At 68.8% G+C, this 20,005-nt stretch carries 19 protein-coding genes and 1 pseudogene; 1 reads left to right on the top strand and 19 read right to left on the bottom strand.

Annotated features, from left to right (window positions below; genetic code table 11):
• Positions 1–80: 80 nt before the first annotated feature.
• The 3 genes from KIP79_RS04760 to msrA are packed head-to-tail and all read right to left on the bottom strand — an operon-like array spanning position 81 to position 1,460.
• Positions 81–533 carry a type II toxin-antitoxin system VapC family toxin gene (locus KIP79_RS04760; protein WP_214103405.1) on the bottom strand — a complete coding sequence of 151 codons (453 nt, stop codon included), beginning with the start codon at positions 531–533 and terminating at the stop codon, positions 81–83.
• The gene (locus KIP79_RS04755) at positions 526–738 is read right to left on the bottom strand and encodes a hypothetical protein (protein WP_214103404.1); all 213 of its coding nucleotides are present in this window, start codon (positions 736–738) and stop codon (positions 526–528) included. Before KIP79_RS04755 ends, KIP79_RS04760 begins: the two co-directional genes overlap by 8 nt.
• Positions 739–797: 59 nt before the next feature.
• Positions 798–1,460 carry a peptide-methionine (S)-S-oxide reductase MsrA gene (msrA, locus tag KIP79_RS04750; protein ID WP_214103403.1) on the bottom strand — a complete coding sequence of 221 codons (663 nt, stop codon included), beginning with the start codon at positions 1,458–1,460 and terminating at the stop codon, positions 798–800.
• Positions 1,461–1,638: 178 nt separating this feature from the next.
• Here msrA and rarD point away from each other — a divergent pair.
• A pseudogene (gene rarD, locus KIP79_RS46480) lies at positions 1,639–2,385 on the top strand (EamA family transporter RarD); the annotation flags it as partial.
• Between the two features lie 97 nt (positions 2,386–2,482).
• Here the strand turns inward: rarD and KIP79_RS46475 are convergent.
• The 16 genes from KIP79_RS46475 to KIP79_RS04670 form a co-directional block, all read right to left on the bottom strand.
• Positions 2,483–3,478 (bottom strand): polyprenyl synthetase family protein, encoded by a 996-nt coding sequence (locus KIP79_RS46475; RefSeq protein WP_250212650.1) that lies wholly within the window; start codon positions 3,476–3,478, stop codon positions 2,483–2,485.
• Between the two features lie 10 nt (positions 3,479–3,488).
• A complete protein-coding gene (nuoN, locus tag KIP79_RS04740) occupies positions 3,489–5,030 on the bottom strand; it encodes an NADH-quinone oxidoreductase subunit NuoN (protein ID WP_214103401.1) in 1,542 nt (513 codons plus the stop codon).
• Positions 5,027–6,505 carry an NADH-quinone oxidoreductase subunit M gene (locus KIP79_RS04735; protein ID WP_250212694.1) on the bottom strand — a complete coding sequence of 493 codons (1,479 nt, stop codon included), beginning with the start codon at positions 6,503–6,505 and terminating at the stop codon, positions 5,027–5,029. Before KIP79_RS04735 ends, nuoN begins: the two co-directional genes overlap by 4 nt.
• Positions 6,506–6,525: 20 nt before the next feature.
• The gene (gene nuoL, locus KIP79_RS04730) at positions 6,526–8,427 is read right to left on the bottom strand and encodes an NADH-quinone oxidoreductase subunit L (RefSeq protein ID WP_250212649.1); all 1,902 of its coding nucleotides are present in this window, start codon (positions 8,425–8,427) and stop codon (positions 6,526–6,528) included.
• A gap of 10 nt (positions 8,428–8,437) precedes the next feature.
• Positions 8,438–8,734 (bottom strand): NADH-quinone oxidoreductase subunit NuoK, encoded by a 297-nt coding sequence (nuoK, locus tag KIP79_RS04725; RefSeq protein WP_214103399.1) that lies wholly within the window; start codon positions 8,732–8,734, stop codon positions 8,438–8,440.
• Complete coding sequence (locus KIP79_RS04720; RefSeq protein WP_214103398.1) at positions 8,731–9,501, bottom strand: NADH-quinone oxidoreductase subunit J; 771 nt, start codon at positions 9,499–9,501, stop codon at positions 8,731–8,733. Before KIP79_RS04720 ends, nuoK begins: the two co-directional genes overlap by 4 nt.
• Positions 9,494–10,012, bottom strand: a complete 519-nt coding sequence (nuoI, locus tag KIP79_RS04715) for an NADH-quinone oxidoreductase subunit NuoI (RefSeq protein ID WP_214103397.1) — start codon at positions 10,010–10,012, stop codon at positions 9,494–9,496. Before nuoI ends, KIP79_RS04720 begins: the two co-directional genes overlap by 8 nt.
• On the bottom strand, positions 10,005–11,324 hold the full coding sequence (nuoH, locus tag KIP79_RS04710; RefSeq protein WP_214103396.1) for an NADH-quinone oxidoreductase subunit NuoH: 1,320 nt from the start codon (positions 11,322–11,324) through the stop codon (positions 10,005–10,007). The genes nuoI and nuoH overlap by 8 nt, the downstream gene beginning before the upstream one ends.
• Positions 11,321–13,669 carry an NADH-quinone oxidoreductase subunit G gene (locus tag KIP79_RS04705; RefSeq protein ID WP_250212691.1) on the bottom strand — a complete coding sequence of 783 codons (2,349 nt, stop codon included), beginning with the start codon at positions 13,667–13,669 and terminating at the stop codon, positions 11,321–11,323. The genes nuoH and KIP79_RS04705 overlap by 4 nt, the downstream gene beginning before the upstream one ends.
• 41 nt (positions 13,670–13,710) lie before the next feature.
• Positions 13,711–14,997 (bottom strand): NADH-quinone oxidoreductase subunit NuoF, encoded by a 1,287-nt coding sequence (gene nuoF / locus KIP79_RS04700; RefSeq protein ID WP_214103394.1) that lies wholly within the window; start codon positions 14,995–14,997, stop codon positions 13,711–13,713.
• Positions 14,994–15,647 carry an NADH-quinone oxidoreductase subunit NuoE gene (nuoE, locus tag KIP79_RS04695; protein WP_214103393.1) on the bottom strand — a complete coding sequence of 218 codons (654 nt, stop codon included), beginning with the start codon at positions 15,645–15,647 and terminating at the stop codon, positions 14,994–14,996. Before nuoE ends, nuoF begins: the two co-directional genes overlap by 4 nt.
• Positions 15,644–16,900, bottom strand: coding sequence for an NADH-quinone oxidoreductase subunit D (locus tag KIP79_RS04690; RefSeq protein WP_372453525.1), 1,257 nt, complete (start codon positions 16,898–16,900; stop codon positions 15,644–15,646). The genes nuoE and KIP79_RS04690 overlap by 4 nt, the downstream gene beginning before the upstream one ends.
• A gap of 92 nt (positions 16,901–16,992) precedes the next feature.
• Positions 16,993–17,658, bottom strand: a complete 666-nt coding sequence (locus KIP79_RS04685) for an NADH-quinone oxidoreductase subunit C (RefSeq protein ID WP_308169563.1) — start codon at positions 17,656–17,658, stop codon at positions 16,993–16,995.
• Positions 17,655–18,206 carry a NuoB/complex I 20 kDa subunit family protein gene (locus tag KIP79_RS04680; RefSeq protein ID WP_214103391.1) on the bottom strand — a complete coding sequence of 184 codons (552 nt, stop codon included), beginning with the start codon at positions 18,204–18,206 and terminating at the stop codon, positions 17,655–17,657. Before KIP79_RS04680 ends, KIP79_RS04685 begins: the two co-directional genes overlap by 4 nt.
• Before the next feature lie 2 nt (positions 18,207–18,208).
• Complete coding sequence (locus tag KIP79_RS04675) at positions 18,209–18,568, bottom strand: NADH-quinone oxidoreductase subunit A (protein ID WP_214103390.1); 360 nt, start codon at positions 18,566–18,568, stop codon at positions 18,209–18,211.
• Between the two features lie 53 nt (positions 18,569–18,621).
• Complete coding sequence (locus tag KIP79_RS04670) at positions 18,622–19,887, bottom strand: geranylgeranyl reductase family protein (protein ID WP_214103389.1); 1,266 nt, start codon at positions 19,885–19,887, stop codon at positions 18,622–18,624.
• Between the last annotated feature and the right edge of the window lie 118 nt (positions 19,888–20,005).

The raw sequence follows: 20,005 nt of genomic DNA, 5'->3' as shown, positions 1-20,005 counted from the left end.
CCGTACCCGAGGCGTGCTACCCGGCGGGAAGCGGGCTCCTCGAAAACGGCCTCAACTCAGTCGCCTTCGGCTCACACCACTCACAGGCGTGAAGGGTCTACCGATATTCCTCTAAGAACTTCGACTGGAACGAGGGCGTTGACCGCACGAGTGAGCTTCACGTCAGTCGTCAGCAACGGCAGTTGTCGCTCCAACGCGGCTTGCACGAACAAGGCGTCGAACATGCGCAGAGAGTAGTCGGCTGCAAGGCTGGCGGCTCTCTGGATGCGGTCGACGTCACAGGCATGGACGACAACACCAAGATCATCAATGACGCGGGTCGCGGCCAGGAACATCGCCCTGTCCAGTCGCCCCCCGCGCAGCCCCTTCTTACGAAGTACTTCGGCCACCTCTACCCGGGCGAAGTCGACGGTCTCCAACCGCAACCCACCTGCCAGGTAGGCCCGCTGAATCTCGCGGGCATGCTCGTAACCATCCTGGTCCACAAACCACCGGAGGAACACCCCAGTGTCGACAACGTACCCGTCAGTCACGCGACTCATCTCGTAGACGCTGAAGCTCCTCGTCCACACCGGTTACGCCAGTCATACGTTCCTGTACCGCAGCCAGAGTGTCGAGGACGGCCTTCCTGGACGCATGACCGGGGACACTCCCCCGAACCAGAGCAAGGACTCGTCCGACCTGCTCCTCCGGCAGTTCGTCGACCAGATGATGAAGCTCTTCACGCTGCGCGCTCACAGGATGAGTCTAGGTGTCCGCGTCAAAGATCACCCTGAGTCCGGCGAGCCTGGACCGCGTCAGGCCTCGTCGGTGGTGAGGCCGACTGGGCAGGTGACGCCGGTGCCGCCGATGCCGCAGTAGCCGTTTGGGTTCTTCCACAAGTACTGCTGGTGGTAGTCCTCGGCGAAGTAGAAATCGGGGGCGGGGGCGATTTCTGTGGTGATTTGGTCGTAGCCGGCGGTGGTCAGGACGGACTGGTAGGCGTCTCGGGAGGCGTGGGCGGACTTTTCCTGGGCGGGGGTGTGGGTGTAGATGGCGGAGCGGTACTGGGTGCCGACGTCGTTGCCCTGGCGCATGCCCTGGGTGGGGTCGTGGGACTCCCAGAAGAGTTTGAGGAGTTCTTCGTAGGTGATCTGGGTGGGGTCGTAGACGACTCGGACGACCTCGGTGTGGCCGGTTTGGCCGCTGCAGACCTCTTCGTAGGTGGGGTTGGGGGTGTAGCCGCCCTGGTAGCCGACGGCGGTGGTGATGACGCCGGGGGTTTGCCAGAACTTGCGTTCGGCGCCCCAGAAGCAGCCGAGGGCGAAGTCGGCGATCTCGGTGCCGGGTGGGTACGGCGAGGCGAGGGGGGCGTCGAGGACGGCGTGACGGGGGGCTACGGGGAGGGGGGTTGCGCGGCCGGAGAGGGCGCGGTCGGGGGTGACCATGGTGGTCTTGTGGGTGCCGAAGATCCAACCCATTGCTTAACCTCCTGGGCTCCAACTTCCGTCGCCGGATGCAACCGAACGGGACGAGGGTTTGTTCCGCCCGCAAGCCCACCGGTAAGCCATCGGCAAGCCCATCGGTAAGCAGTGCTTAAGAGTGGTGGGAGCTCTACTTATTTGTGATAAAGCCGGGTAAGCAGTCAAACTGGGCGACATGCCTGAATCTCGGCGCGGTGTCTGGTACGGGGCGGCCGCGTATGCAATGTGGGGACTGTTCCCCCTGTACTGGCCACTCCTCAAGCCATCCACCGCGATGGAGATCCTCGCCCACCGGATGGTCTGGTCGCTGGTCGCGGTGCTCGCGATGCTGGCCGTCCGCCGGCACTGGGCGTGGTTGAAGGAGCTGACCCGCCGCCAGCTCGTCCTCCTCACCGCCGCCGCAGTCCTGATCTCCGCCAACTGGGTGACCTACATTTTCGCCGTGAACACGGGCCACGTCGTGGAGAGCGCCCTCGGCTACTTCATCAGCCCGCTGGTGGCCATCCTGTTCGGCGTCGTGGTGTTCCGCGAGCGCCTGCGCCCCCGCCAGTGGGCGGCGGTGGCCCTCGGCACCGTCGCCGTCGTGATCCTGACCGTGGACTACGGCCGCCTCCCGTGGATCGCCCTCACCCTGGCCCTCAGCTTCGGCGTGTACGGCCTGCTCAAGAAGACGGCCAACGTCGGCGCCACGGAGAGCCTGACGGTCGAGACGGGCGTGCTGCTGATCCCGGCCCTGGTCTACCTGGCCACGCTGGGCCCGGAGAACACCTTCGGCAGCGAGGGCGCGGCGCACGCCCTGCTGCTGGTGGGGAGCGGCGTGGTCACCGCGGTGCCGCTGCTGGCGTTCGGGGCGGCCGCCATCCGCGTCCCGATGAGCACCATCGGCCTGCTCCAGTACATCGCCCCGGTGATTCAGTTCCTGGTCGGCGTACTGATCGCCAAGGAGGCGATGCCCGCCGGCAGATGGGCGGGCTTCGTCGTGGTCTGGCTGGCGCTGTCGGTCTTCACCTGGGACATGCTCAGCCAGAACGTTCGACCACGTAGTCGCAGAGCGACAGCAACGCCGCGCGCGCCGGGATATCGGGCAGCCCGGCGAGTTCGCTCTTCCCCCGAGTCACCCAGCGAGCCAGTTCCGCACGCGCCTGCGAAAGGGCCTCACTCTTCCGAAGCAGCCCTAAGGCCTCGGGCACATCCTCCTCGGCCACCGGCCCGGCGATCAGGGCGCGGAGGCGGGCTTCGGAAGGCTCGGTAGCCGCCAGCGCGTACAGCACGGGCAGGGTGCGGATGCCTTCGCGCAGGTCGGTTCCGGGGGTTTTGCCGGAGCCGGCCGCGTCGGAGGCCACGTCGATGATGTCGTCGCCGAGCTGCCAGGCCACGCCGATGGCCTCGCAGGCGATGGTGACCCTGGTGACGATCTCGGCGGGGGCGCCGGAGAGCAGCGCGCCGAACTGGCCGGAGGTGGCGATCAGCGAGCCGGTCTTGTCGGCCAGCACGCCCAGGTAGTGCTCGATGGGATCGGCGTCCGGTGCCGCGCCGACGGTCTCCCTGATCTGGCCCCGGATCAGCCGGGAGAAGGTCCTGGCCTGGATCCGTACGGCCTCCGGCCCCAGATCCGCCAACATGTCGGCCGCCTGGGCGAACAGGTAGTCCCCCGTGAGGATGGCCACCGTGTTGTTCCAGCGGACGTTGGCCGAGGGCGAGCCACGCCGGACGGGCGCCTCGTCCATCACGTCGTCGTGGTAGAGGGTGGCCAGGTGGGTGAGTTCCATCACCACGGCCCCGGGCACCACCCCCGCCGCCGACGGGGTGCCGAACTGCGCGGCCAGCAGGACCAGCATGGCCCGGAACCGCTTGCCCCCGGCTTCGATGAGGTGCTTGGACGCCTCCGTGAGGAAGGCGTCCTCGCTTTCGACACAGGCCCGGAGCTGCTGTTCCACCGCGGCGAGCCCCGTGGCGACCTCTTCGGCCAGCCGCTCGTCGGCAACAGGTAGATCCACAACGGGCGGCGCGGCCATCAAAATGCTCCTATCCGACGAACAACGAACCCGCGGCCGACTTCGCTAGATCCAGGACAGGCTGCGGGAAAACCCCCAGGACTACGGTAGCCAACGCGGAGAACCCGACGACCGCCGCGGTGCCCCAGGACGGCACCACCACGGTGGGACCGTCGGCGGCCGGGTCGCTGAAGAACATCAGCACGATGACCCGGACGTAGAAGAACGCCGCGATCGCCGAGGAGATCACACCTACCACCACCAGCGGCGTCGCGTGGTCGGCCACCGCCGCCTGGAACACCGCGTACTTGCCGAAGAAGCCGCTGGTGAGCGGGATCCCGGCGAAGGCGAGCAGGAAGAAGGCGAACAGGCCGGCCAGCTTGGGCGAGCGTTTGCCCAGGCCCGCCCAGCGGGACAGGTGCCACGCCTCGCCGCCGGGGTCGCGGACCATGGTCACCACCGCGAACGCGCCGATCGTGGTCACCCCGTAGACGGCCAGGTAGAACAGAATCGCGCCGAGCGCGAGCGAGTTCTGCTTGGCGTCGCCGATGGCGATCACGCCGACCAGCAGGAAGCCGGCGTGCGCGACCGAGGAGTAGGCGAGCATGCGCTTGATGTCGGTCTGGGTGATGGCCAGGATGGCGCCGACCACCATGGTGAGGATGGCCACCGCCCACATGACCGGTTCCCAGCTCCAGATCAGGTTGCCCAGCGCCACCCAGAACACCCGCAGCACCGCGCCGAACGCGGCGACCAGGGTGCCGGCCGCCATCAGGGCGGTGACCGGGGTGGGCGCGCCCTGGTAGACGTCGGGCTTCCAGGCCTGGAAGGGGGCCGCACCGATCTTGAAGAGCAGGCCCACGCCCACCAGCGCCGCGCCGAGGTAGAGCAGGCCGTTCTGCCCGGCCACCGAACCCAGCGCCGCGGCGATCTTGGCCAGGTCCACCGAGCCGGCGAAGCCGTAGAGCAGGGCGGTGCCGTACAGGAAGAAGGCCGAGGAGAAGGCGCCGAGCAGGAAGTACTTGACCGCGGCCTCCTGGGACAGGAGGCGGCGGCGCCGGGCCAGGCCGCAGAGCAGGTAGAGCGGGAGCGACATGACCTCGAGGGCGACGAACATGATCAGCAGGTCGTTGGACGCCGGGAAGAGCAGCATGCCGCCGATGGCGAACAGGGCCAGCGGGTAGACCTCGGTGTGCACGTTGCCCTCGATGAAGGCCCGCTCCTCCTCCGCCGATCCGGGCACCGCCGAGGCGGCGGCGACGAAGTGTTCCTCGTCGTTGACCAGCAGCACGCAGACGAAGGCCAGCACCAGGATGGTGCCCCAGATGAACAGGGTGGGCCCGTCCACCGCGACCGCGCCCATCGCCGACGGCTCGGTGGGCACGCCCTTGAGCGTCTGCACGATGGTGAGCGCGAAGGCGCCCGCCAGGGAGAGCAGGGTCACCGGGATCTGGATGGCCCGTCGCAGGTAGCGCGGCGTGAACGCCTCGACCAGCACCCCGAGCACGGCCGCGCCGAAGACGAGCAGCAGCGGCGCGAGCTGGAGGTACTCGATTTTGGGAGCCGTGATCACTGGCCCTCCTTAGCGATGGCCGGAGCCGGGTCGGTCACCGAGACGTTGGTGAGCGTCTCCTTGACCGCGGGGTTGATGACGTCGAGCATCGGCTTCGGGAAGAAGCCGAGCCCGATGATGAGGGCGATCAGCGGGATCAGGACCCACCGCTCCCGGTGGTTGAGGTCCTTCATGCCCTGCACGGCCTCCGCCGTCGGCCCGTTCATGGTCCGCTGGTACATCCACAGGATGTAGACGGCGGCCAGGATCACGCCGGTGGCGGCGATGACGGCCGGTACGGCGTACCGCTGGAAGGTCCCGGTCAGCACCAGGAACTCGCTGACGAACGGCGACAGACCGGGCAGCGAGAGGCTGGAGAGCCCCGCCACCAGGAAGGTCCCGGCCAGGATGGGCGCCACCTTCTGCACGCCGCCGTAGTCGTCGATGAACTGCGAGCCGCGCCGGTAGATCAGGAACCCGGCGATCAGGAACAGCGCGCCGGTGGAGAACCCGTGGTTGACCATGTACAGCGTGGCCCCGGACGCCGCGTTGGTGGTCATCGCGAAGACCCCCATGGCGATGAAGCCGAAGTGCGAGATGGAGGTGTAGGCGATGAGGCGCTTGATGTCGGTCTGCCCGATGGCCACGATGGCCCCGTACACGATGCCGATCACCGCCAGCGCGATCACCACCGGGGTGGCCCACTTGGACGCCTCGGGGAACAGCTCCAGGCAGAACCGGAGCATGCCGTACGTGCCGACCTTGTCCAGCACGCCGACCAGCAGCACCGCGGCCCCGGCGGGGGCCTGGGCGGCGGCGTCCGGGAGCCAGGTGTGGAACGGCCAGAGCGGGGCCTTGATCGCGAAGGCGATGAAGAAGCCGAGGAACAGCCACTTCTGCGTGGTCGGGTCCTTGATCGCGCCGAGCAGGTCGGTGAACAGGAAGCTGTTCTTGCCGGCCACCGTGTAGAGCGCGATCACCGCGACCAGCATGAGCAGGCCGCCGAAGAGCGAGTAGAGCAGGAACTTGACCGCCGCGTAGGAGCGCTGCGCCCCGCCGTACGACCCGATCATGAAGTACATCGGGATCAGCATGGCCTCGAAGAACACATAGAAGAGGAAGACGTCGGTCGCCGCGAAGACGCCGATCATCATCGCTTCCAGCACCAGCAGCAGCGCGAAGTACGTGCGCACCGAGCGCTTGCCCGCCTCGGCCTCGTGCCAGGAGGCCAGCACCACGATCGGCACCAGCACCGCCGACAGCAGGATCAGCACCAGCGCCACGCCGTCCACCGCGACCGCGTAGTGCACCCCGAAGGCCGGGATCCAGTCGTAGGTCTCGGCGAACTGGAACCGGTCGCCGTTCGGGCTGAACTGCACCGCCATGGCCACGGTCAGCGCCAGCACGACCAGCGAGACCACCAGGGTGGCCTGCTTGGCGAGCCGGTCGTCCTTGATGAACGCCACGCCGAGCGCGCCCAGCACGGACACGCCCATCAGTATCGAGAGCCAGGGCATCACAGTGTCCCAACGACGAACCAGGCACCGGCCAGTACGGCGGCGCCGATGAAAATGGACAGCGCGTAGGACCGGACGTAACCGGTCTGGATGCGCCGCAACCGCCCGGAGGTGCCGCCGATCCCCGCCGCCAGGCCGTTCACCACGCCGTCGATGCCGCGGTTGTCGAAGAACACGGCCAGCCGGGTGAGCCACTGCCCGGGACGCATGAACAGCGCCTCGTTCAGGGCGTCGCCGTACAGGTCGCGCCGGGCGAAGGTGGTGAGGAAGGAGCCGCGCGGGGCGACCGCGGGCACCTCGGCCCGGCCGTACTTGAGCCAGGCGTAGGCGGCGCCGAGGGCGACCAGGGCCAGGGTGGCCAGGCCGACCGGGCTGAAGAAGTGGAAGGCCGGGAGTTCCTCGGGCTGGCCGACGGCCGGGCCGAGGAAGACCATCAGGCGGTTGCTCAGGATCAGATAACCGCCGAGCCCGATCGAGCCGATGGAGAGCACGATCAACGGCCAGGTCATCACGCTCGGCGACTCGTGCGGGTGCGCGTCGGCGGCCCAGCGGCGCTCGCCGAAGAAGGTCATGAAGACCAGCCGCGACATGTAGAAGCCGGTGATGCCCGCGCCGATCACGGCCAGCCAGCCGAGGATCGCGCTGTGCTCCATCGCGGTCTCGATGATGCCGTCCTTGGTGAAGTAGCCGGACAGCAGCGGGAACCCGATGATCGCCAGGTAGCCGATCAGGAAGGTGACGAAGGTGATCGGCATCAGCGACCGGAGGCCGCCGTACTTGCGCATGTCCACTTCGTCGTTCATGCCGTGCATGACGGAACCGGCGCCGAGGAACAGGTTGGCCTTGAAGAAGCCGTGGGTGATCAGGTGCGCGATGGCGAAGGCGTACCCGGCGACGCCGAGGCCGGCCGCCAGCATCATGTAGCCGATCTGCGACATGGTCGACCCGGCCAGCGCCTTCTTGATGTCGTCCTTGGCGGTACCGATGATGGCACCGGCCAGCAGCGTGGCCACACCGACGATGGTGACCACCAGCGAGGCGGTGCTGTCGGCGGGGAAGAACGCCGCGCCGGACCTGACCACCAGGTAGACCCCGGCGGTGACCATGGTGGCCGCGTGGATCAGGGCGGAGACCGGGGTCGGGCCCTCCATCGCGTCCAGCAACCAGGACTGCAGCGGCAGCTGGGCCGACTTGCCGCAGGCGCCGAGCAGGAGCAGCAGGCCGATCGCGGTCAGCGTCCCGGCGGAAGCCCCGCCCGCCTTCGGAAATACGTCGGCGAACGCGACCGAGCCGAAGGTGGAGAACATGATGAAGATCGCGATCAGCAGGCCGAAGTCGCCGACCCGGTTGACCACGAACGCCTTCTTGGCCGCCGTCGCGGCGCTCGGCTTGTACTGCCAGAACCCGATCAGCAGGTACGAGGCGAGGCCGACGCCCTCCCAGCCGATGAACAGGGCGACGTAGTTGTCGGCCAGCACCAGCAGCAGCATGGCCGCCACGAACAGGTTCAGGTATCCGAAGAACCTGCGCCGGTCGGTGTCGTGCGACATGTAGCCGATCGAGTAAATGTGGATCAGCGAGCCGACCCCGGTGATCAGCAGGGCGAAGGAGATCGACAGCGGGTCGATCAGCAGCCCCATGTTGGCGACGCCGGGGATGAACTCGTAGAGCGCCACGCCCCGCCGCCGCTCACCGGGCGCGAACCCGAGCAACTGGACGAACGCCAGCACAGCCACCACGAACGAGGCGACCGCTAGCGCCACGCCTAGGAAATGGCCCCATTTGTCGGTACGGCGGCCGCCCAGCAGCAGGACCGCCGCGCCGAGCAGGGGCAGCGCGATCAGGAGCCAGCCGGCTCCGATCACGCCCCCGGTGTGCGAGATGATCTCAGCGGGTTCCAACGGACACCTCTTAGTACTTCAGCAGGCTCGCGTCGTCGACGGACGCGGATCTGCGGGTTCGGAAGATCGTCACGATGATGGCCAGGCCCACGACGACCTCGGCGGCGGCCACGATCATCACGAAGAAGGCGATGACCTGGCCCTCGATGTTGCCGTGCTGCCGCGCGAAGGTGACGAACGCCAGGTTGCACGCGTTGAGCATGAGCTCCACGCACATGAAGACCACGATGGCGTTGCGCCGGACCAGGACGCCGATGCCGCCGATGGCGAACAGCAGCGCGCTGAGCACCAGGTAGTGGGTGGTCACTTGGAGTCGTCCCCTTCCAGGATCTGCGCTTCCAAGACCTCCGCGACCTTGGGGTCGATGGTCCCGGCGTCGGCCTCGTGCCGGGCGATGTGCCGGTTGACGGAGAGCGCCGAGATCTTCCCGTCCGGGAGCAGCGCGGGCATGTCGATCGCGTTGTGCCGGGCGTAGGTGCCGGGGCCGGGCAGCGGGGCCGGGTTGGTGCCGGTCTCCCCGAAGGCGGCGAAGCGGGCCCGGGACAGGTCCTTCTGCGTCGCCTTGGCCTCGGCCCGCTCCCGGTGCGCCAGCACCATGGCGCCCAGCGCCGCGGTGATCAGCAGCGCCGAGGTGACCTCGAAGGCGAAGACGTACCGGGTGAAGATGGACTCGGCCAGCGACGGCACGTTGCCCACCTGGTTCACGGCCGCCAGGCCCTTGGGCGCGGTGAAGACCGCGTTGCCCACCCCGAGGGCGAGCAGCGAGGCGAAGCCGAGACCGGCCACGATCGCCCAGAAGCGCTGGCCGCGGATGGTCTCCACCAGCGAGTCCGAGGAGTCCACGCCGACCAGCATGAGCACGAACAGGAAGAGCATCATGACCGCGCCGGTGTAGACGATGATCTGCACCGCGGCCAGGAAGGGCGCGTCCTGCACCGCGTACAGCACCGCCAGCGAGAGCATGACCACGCCGAGCATGAGCGCCGAGTAGACCGCGCGGCGGCTGAACACCAGCCCGAGCGCGGCGGTCACGGACACCACGGCGAGCACCCAGAACGTGACTGTCTCACCCATTGTCGCGTCCCAACCGGTAGTAGTCCTCCTCGGTCTCCCCGAGGCGCATCGGGTGCGGCGGCTGCTCCATGCCCGCGGTGAGCGGGGCGAGCAGCATCTCCTTGGTGTAGATCAGCGACTCGCGGCTGCTGTCGGCCAGCTCGTACTCGTTGGTCATGGTGAGCGCCCGGGTCGGGCAGGCCTCGATGCACAGCCCGCAGAGGATGCACCGCAGATAGTTGATCTGGTACGTGCGGCCGTACCGCTCACCGGGCGAGTACCGCTCGGTCTCGGTGTTGTCGGCGCCCTCCACGAAGATGGCGTCCGCCGGACAGGCCCACGCGCACAGCTCGCAGCCGACGCACTTCTCCAGACCGTCCGGCCAGCGGTTGAGCTGGTGCCGCCCGTGGAAGCGGGGCGCCGTGGGGCGCTTCTCCTGCGGGTAGTTGACCGTGATCGGCTTCTTGAAGATGTGGTGGAAGGTGACGCCGAACCCCTTAACGGGGTTCAGCCAGTCGGTGTATTTAGACACTGGGGACCTCCTTGCGATTAGCCCCGTGGTAGTGCGGCAGGTCCAGTGGCGGCACCGGGAACCCACCGGCTTCAGGCTCGTCGCGGAGCTGCTCGAACTCGGCCTCGACCTCCGCGGCGCGGGCCTCGCGGCGGCGCTGCAGCACCGTGTCGAAGCGGAAGTACACGGCCAGCGCGCCGATCACGATGACCGCCATCAGGACGATCACCGGCCCGCTCGGGTTCACCCGCCAGGCGCGGAAGCTGGCCACCATCAGGATCCAGGCCAGGTTCAGCGGGATCAGGACCTTCCAGCCGAAGTGCATCAGCTGGTCGTACCTGATCCGGGGCAGCGAGGCGCGGACCCAGATGAAGAAGCAGAACAGCAGCACCAGCTTGATGAAGAACCAGAGCATCGGCCACCAGCCGACGTTGGCGCCGTCCCAGAGCGAGATCGGCCACGGCGCCCGCCAGCCGCCCAGGAACAGCGTGGTGGCCACCCCGGAGACGACGAACACGTTGACGTACTCGGCGAGCATGAACATGGCGAACTTCAGCGACGAGGAGTACTCGGTGTGGAAGCCGCCGACCAGTTCGCCCTCGCCCTCGGGCAGGTCGAAGGGGACCCGGTTGGTCTCGCCGAGCATGGTCAGCACGTAGATCAGGAACGACGGGATGAGCAGCACCGCGTACCAGGACGGCAGCGGGATGGTCACCCCGCCGATGTCGAAGGTGCCGCCGTCGGCCTGTTTGGCGACGATCTCGGAGGTGGACAGGGTGCCCGCGTACAGGAAGACCGCCACGAAGGACAGGCCCATCGCGATCTCGTAGCTGACCACCTGGGCGCTGGAGCGCAGCCCGCCCAGGATCGCGTACGGCGAGCGGGAGGCCCAGCCCGCCAGCACGATGCCGTACACGCCGATCGAGGCCATGGCCAGGATGAGCAGCACCGCCACCGGCAGGTCGGTCAGCTGGAGCGGGGTCTTCACCCCGAACATGGAGACCACCGGGCCGAACGGGATGACGGAGAAGGCCAGGAAGGCCGGCACCGCGATGATCACCGGGGCCAGGAAGTAGATGACCTTGTCCACCGTGCGCGGCATCAGGTCTTCCTTCAGGCCCATCTTCAGACCGTCGGCGACGGTCTGCAGCAGACCGAACTTGCCGGCCTGGTTGGGCCCGTACCGGTGCTGCATGCGGGAGATGAGCTTGCGCTCCGTCCACACCCCCATCAGCACACCGAGCATCAGGAAGACGAAGATGAACACGGCCTTGATGATGCTGATCCAGAGCGGATCGTGGCCGAAATCCGCCAGCGTGGGTCCGGGGCTCATGACCGCTCCTCGTTGGCAACGCTGACCAGGTCACCGGCGGCGGCCCGCAGGTCCCTGGTGATCGAAACTCCGCCGGAGTTGGCCGGCACCCAGACCACCCGGTCCGGCAGGTCCGCGAGGCGCAGCGGCAGGGTCACGCCGTTCACGGTGACCTTCTCCGTCGCGCCGATCTCGGCCGCGGTGGCCGCCGAGAGCAGCGCCACCGCCTCCCGCGCGGTGCCCGCCAGGTACGGCTCGCCGTCCTGCAGCCGCCCGTCGTCCAGCAGCAGGTGCCAGCTGGCCAGGACGGCCTGACCGGCCTGCGGGTCCTTGCCCGAGCCGCCGGTGACGTTGGGAGCCAGGGCCCGCGAGCCCTTCCAGGAGCCCAGCGCGCCCAGCTCGCGGCGGACCGCGCCGACCTCGGGCAGGGCCAGGTGCACGTCCATGTGGTCGGCCAGCGCGCTGATCACCCGCAGGTCGCTCATCACGCCCGGCACCGGCAGGGCCGCCTCGAAGGAGCGTCCCCGCCCCTCCCAGTCGACGAAGGTGCCCGCCTTCTCGACCACCGCCGCGACCGGGAGCACCACGTCGGCGCGGTCGGTGACCGCGCTGGCCCGGATCTCCAGGCTCACGATGAACGGGGTGTTCTCCAGCGCCCGCAGCGCCAGCTCGGGGTCGGGCAGGTCGTAGGGGTCCACCCCGGCCACGACCAGCGCGTCCAGCTGCTCCTCCAGCGCGGCCTGGAGGATCCCGGCGGTGTCCCGGCCGGAGGTCTCCGGCAGCGCGGTGACGTTCCAGATCCTGGCCACCTCGGCGCGGGCGGCGGCGTCGGCCACCGGGCGGCCGATGGGCAGCAGGTTGGGCAGCGCGCCCGCCTCCAGGGCGCCGCGCTCGCCGGCCCGCCGGGGCACCCAGGCGACCCGGGAGCCGGTGGCGCGGGCCAGCCGGAGCAGCGCCGAGAGCGCGCCCTTGGTCCCGGCCAGCCGCTCGCCGGCCAGGATGATCGTGCCCTCCGGGAGGCCCTCGCCGCTGTTGGTCAGCTCGCCGATCGCCTCGGCCTCGGCGCCGGGCGCGGTCTGGATGAGCGTGCCGCCCATCTTGGTCAGGCCGGGCGTGGCGAAGGGGGCCAGCGCGTACACGCGCAGCCCCTTCTTCAGGTGCGCCTTCCGCAGCCGCAGGAAGACGATGGGCGACTCCTCCTCGGGCTCGAACCCGGCGAGCAGCACGGCGGGCGCGCTCTCCAGGTCGGCGTAGGAGATCTCGATGCCCTTCCCGGCCACCGCGTGCGCCAGGAACTGGGCCTCCTCGGCGGAGTGCGCCCTGGCCCGGAAGTCGATGTCGTTGGTGCCGAGGGCGAGGCGGGCGAACTTGCTGTAGGCGTAGGCGTCCTCGACCGTGACCCGGCCCCCGACCAGCACGCCCGCGCGGCGCCCGGCCAGGCCGGCGGCGGCCACGGAGAGCGCCTCCGGCCAGGAGGCGGGCACCAGCACGCCGTCCTCGTTACGGACCAGCGGGCCGCGCAGCCGGTCGGGCTGGGTGGCGTAGCTGAACGCCCACCGGCCCTTGTCGCAGTTCCACTCCTCGTTGACCTGCGGGTCGTCCCCGGCCAGGCGGCGGGTGACCCGGCCGCGCCGGTGGTCGGTGCGCTGCGCGCAGCCGGAGGCGCAGTGCTCGCACGCGCTGGGCGTGGAGACCAGGTCGAACGGCCGGGACTGGAACCGGTAGGCGGCGCCGGTGAGCGCGCCCACCGGGCAGATCTGAATGGTGTTGCCGGAGAAGTAGGACTGGAACGGCTCGCCGTCGGCCACCGCGACCTGCTCCTTGGCCCCCCGCTCGAAGAACTCGATGAACGGGTCGCCGGCGATCTGGTCGGAGAAGCGCAGGCAGCGGGCGCACTGCACGCACCGCTCGCGGTCCAGCAGCACCTCGGTGGAGAGCGGGACGGGCTTCTCGAAGGTGCGCTTGTGCTCCTCGAACCTGGACTCGCCCTGGCCGTTGGACATGGCCTGGTTCTGCAGCGGGCACTCGCCGCCCTTGTCGCAGACCGGGCAGTCCAGCGGGTGGTTGAGCAGCAGCATCTCCATCACACCGCGCTGGGCCTTCTCGGCCACCGGGGAGGTGAGCTGGCTCTTGACCACCATGCCCTCGGCCACCTCGATGGCGCAGGAGGGCTGCGGCTTGGGGAAGCCGCGGCCGTTCCCGGCGTCGGGGATGTCCACCAGGCACTGGCGGCAGTTGGCCGCCGGGTCCAGCAGCGGATGGTCGCAGAACCGGGGGATCTGGATCCCCAGCAGCTCGGCCGCCCGGATGATCATCGTGCCCTTGGGCACGCTGACCTGGAAGCCGTCGATGGTGAGGGTCACCATCTCCACGGCCGCCAGCTCGCCGGGCTGTGTTGCTTGGATGGTCACTTGGGCCCCCACACAGTCGACAGTGCGGGATCGAACGGACAGCCGCCGATCTCGAAGTGCTTCAGGTACTCGTCGCGGAAGAGCTTCACCGAGCTGTGGATCGGGCTGGTGGCGCCGTCCCCGAGGGCGCAGAACGAGCGCCCGAGGATGTTGTCCGCGATGTCGGTGATGGTGGTCAGGTCCTCCTCGGAGCCCTGGCCCGCCTCCAGCCGCTTCAGCACCTGCTTGAGCCAGTAGGTGCCCTCCCGGCAGGGGGTGCACTTGCCGCACGACTCGTGCGCGTAGAACTCGGTCCAGCGGAGCACGGCGCGGACCACGCAGGTGGTCTCGTCGAAGATCTGCAGGGCCCGGGTGCCGAGCATGGAGCCCTTGGCGCCCACCGACTCGAAGTCCAGCGGCACGTCCAGGTGCTCGTCGGTGAAGATCGGCGTGGAGGAGCCGCCGGGGGTCCAGAACTTGATCTGGTGGCCCTCCCGGATGCCGCCTGCCATGTCGAGCAGTTCACGCAGGGTGATGCCGAGCGGGGCCTCGTACTGGCCGGGGCGGGTGACGTGGCCGCTCAGCGAGAAGATGCCGAAGCCCTTGGACTTCTCGGTGCCCATGCCGGCGAACCAGTCGGCGCCGTTGGCCACGATGGAGGGCACCGAGGCGACGGACTCCACGTTGTTGATCACCGTGGGGGCCGCGTACAGGCCGGCCACCGCCGGGAACGGCGGCTTCAGCCGGGGCTGACCGCGGAAGCCCTCCAGCGAGTCCAGCAGCGCGGTCTCCTCGCCGCAGATGTAGGCCCCGGCGCCGCTGTGCACCACCAGCTCCAGGTCGAAGCCGGAACCGAGCACGCCGGTGCCCAGATAGCCCTTCTCGTACGCCTCCCGGACCGCCGCGTGCAGCCGCCGGATCACGTGCAGGACCTCGCCGCGCACGTAGATGAAGGCGTGGTTGGCCCGGATCGCGTACGAGGTGATGATGATGCCCTCGATCAGCGCGTGCGGGTTGGCCATCATGAGCGGGATGTCCTTGCAGGTGCCCGGCTCGGACTCGTCGGCGTTGACCACCAGGTAGTGCGGCTTGCCGTCGTTCTGCGGGATGAAGCCCCACTTCATGCCGGTGGGGAAGCCGGCGCCGCCGCGCCCGCGCAGGCCGGAGTCCTTGACCGCCTGGATGACGGCGTCCGGGTCCATGCCCAGCGCCTTGCGGGCGGCGGCGTAGTCGCCGTAACCCTCCAAGGTGAAGGAGTTGGGCTGGTCCCAGTTCTTGGTCAGGACCGGGGTCAACGTGGTCACTTGGGGGCCTCCCAGCCGTTGGCCTTGGCGATGCGCAGGCCCTCCAGGGACGGGCCGGCGGCCGAGGGGCCCTCGCCGGCCAGGTCGTCGGGGTGACCGGACAGGACCCGCGAGGCTTCCTTGAAGGTGCAGAGCCGCTTGGGGCCCCGGGTCGGCGTGATGTCCTTGCCGTCCCGCAGGTCGTCCACCAGCTGCTTGGCGGAGGCGGGGGTCTGGTTGTCGAAGAACTCCCAGTTGACCATCATCACGGGGGCGAAGTCGCAGGCGGCGTTGCACTCCAGCCGCTCCAGCGAGACCTTGCCGTCGGCGGTGGCCTCCTCGTGGCCGACGCCCAGGTGCTCGGTCAGCTCCGACCAGATCTGGTCGCCGCCCATCACCGCGCAGAGCGTGTTGATGCAGACGCCGACGTGGTACTCACCGGCGGGCCTGCGCTTGTACATGGTGTAGAACGTCGAGACGCCGACCACCTCGGCCTTGGTCAGGCCGAGCAGCTCCGCGCAGAACTCCTGGCCGTCGTCGGAGACGTAGCCGTCCTCCGACTGCACCAGGTGCAGCAGCGGCAGCAGGGCCGACCGCGGGCGCGGGTAGCGGGCGATGATCTCCTTGGCGTCGCTCTCCAGACGCTCGCGGACCTCGGGTGCGTAGCTCACCGGTCCACACCTCCCATGACCGGGTCGATCGAGGCGACCGCCGAGATGACGTCGGCGATCATTCCGCCCTCACAGGTGGCCGGGACGGCCTGCAGGTTGGTGAAGGACGGATCGCGGAAATGCACCCGGTACGGCCGGGTGCCGCCGTCGCTGACCACGTGCGCGCCCAGCTCGCCGCGGGGCGACTCCACCGAGGCGTAGACCTGGCCGGCCGGCACCCGGAAGCCCTCGGTCACCAGCTTGAAGTGGTGGATGAGCGCCTCCATCGAGGAGCCCATGATGTGCGCGATGTGGTTGGGCGAGTTGCCCAGGCCGTCGGGACCCAGGGCCAGCTGGGCGGGCCAGCCGATCTTCTTGTCCTCGATCATCACCGGGCCGGCCTTGAGTGGCCCGGCCAGCCGTTCCAGAGCCTGCTCAATGATCTTGAGCGACTCCTCCATCTCGGCCACCCGGACCAGGTACCGCCCGTACACGTCGCAGGACTCCTCGGTGGGCACCTCGAAGTCGTAGGTCTCGTACCCGCAGTAGGGCTGCGACTTGCGCAGGTCCCAGGGGAGCCCGGCGGCCCGCAGCATCGGCCCGGTGATGCCGAGCGCCATGCAGCCGGTCAGGTCGAGGTAGGCGATGTCCTTGGTCCGCCGGGTGTAGACCGGGTTGGCGTCCAGGATCTTGCGCATGTCCTTGATGCGCTTGGGCATCTCCTTGAGCAGTTCGGCGACCTTGTCCATCGCTCCGGCGGGCAGGTCCACGCTGACCCCGCCCGGCCGGATATAGGCCATGTTCATCCGCAGGCCGGTGATGTACTCCATCACGTCGAGCACCATCTCGCGCTCGCGCAGGCCGAACAGGAACGGGGTGGTGGCGCCGAGCTCCATGCCGTAGGTGCCGATCGCCATCAGGTGCGAGGAGATCCGGGTGAGCTCCATCATCATGACGCGGATCGCCTCGGCCCTGGCGGGGATGCGGTCGGTGATCCCGAGCAGCTTCTCCACGGCCAGGCAGTACGCCGTCTCGTTGAAGATCGGCGACAGGTAGTCCATGCGAGTGACGAACGTGACCCCCTGGGTCCACGTCCGGAACTCCATGTTCTTCTCGATGCCGGTGTGCAGGTAGCCGATGACCGTGCGGGCCTCGGTGACCGTCTCGCCGTCCAGGGTGAGGACCAGCCGGAGCACGCCGTGCGTGGACGGGTGCTGCGGGCCCATGTTGATGACCAGCCGCTCCTCGTCCGCGTCCAGCACGGTGCTGACCATGGCGTCCCAGTCCTGGCCCGCGACGTCGTAGACCCGGCCTTCGGTGGCGTCGCTCGCCTGAGCCTGAGCCTGTGTCTCCTCGGTCTGGGATGTCATGCGTACGACCTCCTCTGGTCGGGCGCCGGGATCTCCGCGCCGCGGTACTCGACGGGGATGCCGCCCAGCGGGTAGTCCTTGCGCTGGGGGTGTCCGTCCCAGTCGTCGGGCATCTCGATGCGGGTCAGCGCCGGGTGCCCGTCGAAGATGATGCCGAAGAAGTCGTAGGTCTCGCGCTCGTGCCAGTCGTGGGTCGGGTACACCGAGACCGTCGACGGGATGTGCCGGTCGCTGTCCGGCGCGGCCACCTCGACCCGCACCCGGCGGTTGTGGGTGATCGAGCAGAGGTGGTAGACCGCGCGCAGCTCCTCGCCGGTCTCCTCCGGGTAGTGCACGCCGGAGACGCCGAGCGAGAGCTCGAACCGGAGCGCCGGGTCGTCGCGGAGCTTCCGCATCGCCTCCACCAGGCGCTCCCTGGCCACGTGCAGGGTCAGCTCGCCCCGGTCCACCACCACCCGGGTCACCAGGTCCTCGCCGAGGCCGTCCACCAGCTCGTCGAAGTAGCCCCCGTACGGACGGGGGGTGTCCAGCTGGGGCGCGCGGCGCACCACCAGACGGCCGTAGCCGGAGGTGTCGCCGGTGCCCGTGACGCCGAACATGCCGGTCCTGGCGATTGGCTCGTCCTGCGGGGCCGGGGTGTGCTGCGGCAGGTTGTCGGTCACTGGGCCGCCCCCTGGTCGATCAGCGGCAGCGTGCGCAGCGCCTGGAGTTCGAGCTCCTGGACCTGCTTCTCGCGCTGCGCGCCGAGCTTGGTGTTCTGGATCTTGTCGTGCAGCTTCACGATCGCGTCGATGAGCATCTCCGGCCGGGGCGGGCAGCCCGGCAGGTAGATGTCCACGGGCACCACGTGGTCCACGCCCTGCACGACCGCGTAGTTGTTGAACATGCCGCCGCTGGAGGCGCAGACGCCCATCGCGATGACCCATTTGGGCTCGGCCATCTGGTCGTAGATCTGGCGGAGCACCGGCGCCATCTTCTGGGAGAGCCGGCCGGCCACGATCATCAGGTCGGCCTGCCTGGGCGAGGCCGAGGCCCGCTCCATGCCGAACCGGGCCAGGTCGTGGGTGGGGCCGCCGGTGGACATCAGCTCGATGGCGCAGCAGGCCAGGCCGAAGGTGGCCGGCCAGACGGAGCGCTTCCTGGCCCACCCGGCCACCTTCTCCACGGTGGTGAGGGCGAACCCGCTGGGGAGTTTCTCTTCAAGACCCATGACTAGTCCCAGTCCAGGCCGCGGCGGCGCCACACGTAGGCGTACGCCACGAGCACGGTGACGATGAACAGCACCATCTCGACAAGCCCGAACACGCCGAGCTTGTCGAAGGCCACCGCCCACGGATAGAGGAAGATGATCTCAATGTCGAAGACGATGAAAAGCATCGCGGTGATCATGTACTTCAGCGGGAAGCGGCCGCCGCCGACCGGCTGCGGAGTGGGCTCGATGCCGCACTCGTAGGCGTCCAGCTTGGCGCGGTTCCAGCGCTTTGGCCCGGTGAAGGGGGCGATGCTCACGGAGAAGACGGCGAATCCCGCCGCGAGGACCGCGAGCACCAGGATGGGCGCGTAGAGCTCCATCGCTTAAGGCGTCCTCTCGGTGATAGAGATCATGATGGTTCGATTCACGATAGTCATGCCGGCGGTGTGACCTTGGACAGGGCGTTGATGATCCGGTCGGACGCGTCGCCGCGCCGGTCGGTGAGGTTCGCGAGCAGCTTCATGGCGAACCTCATCAGTCCCGGATGCGGCAGCGTGTGCCGGGTGAGGAAGCTCATCACCCCCGGTTTGCCGATCGCTTCCACGAACAGCCGCCCGAGCGTGAAGTATCCGCCGTACGCGTCCTTGAGTATCCCCGGATACGCGCGCAGAGTGCGCTCCCGCTCGGCCGGCGTGCGCTTGGCCAGCGCCGTGACGATGGTGTCGGCGGCGATCCTGCCGCTCTCCATCGCGTACGCGATGCCCTCGCCGTTGAACGGGTTGATCATGCCGCCCGAGTCGCCGACCAAGACCAGGCCACGGGTGTAGTGCGGCTGCCGGTTGAAGGCCATCGGCAACGCCGCGCCCCGGATCGGGCCGGTCATGTTCTCGTCGGTGAAACCCCAGTCGGCGGGCATGTGCCGGACCCATCGCCGGACCAGGTCGCGGTAGTCGATGTTCTTGAAAGATTCACTTGTGTTGAGCAGGCCGAGCCCCACGTTGGAGGTCCCGTCGCCCACTCCGAATATCCAACCGTACCCGGGGAGCAGACGGTCCCCGTCCCAGAGCTCCAGCCAGATCTCCAGGTAGTCGTCGTCGTGCCGGGGGCTGGTGTAGTACGTGCGGACCGCCACGCCCATCGGGCGGTCGGCGCGCTTGTGCAGGCCCATGGCCAGGGAGAGCCGGGTGGAGTTGCCGTCGGCGGCGACCACCAGGCGGGAGCGGTACTCCTCGCCGGACTGGGTCCGCACGCCGATCACGTGGCCGCTCCGCTCGTCGAGCAGCGGGCCGGACACGTTGGCCCCCTGGCGGAGGATCGCGCCGGCGCGCTCGGCGTTCTCGGCGAGGATCTGGTCGAAGTCCTGGCGGGTGCGGACCAGGCCGAAGTCGGGGTAGGTCTGGAGTTCCGGCCAGGAGAGCTCGAAGGAGCGGCCGCCGCCGACCACGCGCAGGCCCTTGTTCCTGGTCCACCCGGGGGCGTCGACGTCGACGCCCATCGCGAGCAGTTCCTTGACCGCGCGGGGGGTGAGACCGTCGCCGCACACCTTCTCGCGCGGGAATCTGGTCTTCTCCAGCAGCAGCACGGTGAGCCCTGAGCGGGCCAGGTGATAGGCAGTAGTCGACCCGGCGGGGCCGGCGCCAACGACGATCACGTCGGCGTCCACCGCGCTCCGCTTCGCAGCGGGTCCTGACTCGCTCACGGGACCTGTCCTGTCCTAGGACGAAAGCCAGGGGGTCAAGGCTTTCGTGCCTTTGTGAACCTCTTCACAAACTTGTCGCGCCGCAGTCTAGTCCTACCTGCAACCGATTGGTTAGGGG

The sequence above is a fragment of the Acrocarpospora catenulata genome (genome assembly GCF_018476525.1).
Classification (GTDB): Bacteria; Actinomycetota; Actinomycetes; order Streptosporangiales; family Streptosporangiaceae; genus Acrocarpospora; species Acrocarpospora catenulata.
Note: the sequence above shows the minus strand (reverse complement) of the source record. Positions and strands in the feature narration are given on the sequence as shown.

Bases quoted from the DNA above. Each gene is read 5' to 3' on its own strand.
- KIP79_RS04705 (WP_250212691.1), bottom strand. From the start codon at position 13,669: ATGGTGACCCTCACCATCGACGGCTTCCAGGTCAGCGTGCCCAAGGGC.
- KIP79_RS04690 (WP_372453525.1), bottom strand. From the start codon at position 16,900: ATGGTCAGCACCGTGCTGGACGCGGACGAGGAGCGGCTGGTCATCAAC.
- KIP79_RS04680 (WP_214103391.1), bottom strand. From the start codon at position 18,206: ATGGGTCTTGAAGAGAAACTCCCCAGCGGGTTCGCCCTCACCACCGTG.
- KIP79_RS04720 (WP_214103398.1), bottom strand. From the start codon at position 9,501: ATGGGTGAGACAGTCACGTTCTGGGTGCTCGCCGTGGTGTCCGTGACC.
- KIP79_RS04735 (WP_250212694.1), bottom strand. From the start codon at position 6,505: ATGGGCGTGTCCGTGCTGGGCGCGCTCGGCGTGGCGTTCATCAAGGAC.
- KIP79_RS46475 (WP_250212650.1), bottom strand. From the start codon at position 3,478: ATGGCCGCGCCGCCCGTTGTGGATCTACCTGTTGCCGACGAGCGGCTG.
- nuoH (WP_214103396.1), bottom strand. From the start codon at position 11,324: ATGAGCCCCGGACCCACGCTGGCGGATTTCGGCCACGATCCGCTCTGG.
- msrA (WP_214103403.1), bottom strand. From the start codon at position 1,460: ATGGGTTGGATCTTCGGCACCCACAAGACCACCATGGTCACCCCCGAC.
- KIP79_RS04675 (WP_214103390.1), bottom strand. From the start codon at position 18,568: ATGGAGCTCTACGCGCCCATCCTGGTGCTCGCGGTCCTCGCGGCGGGA.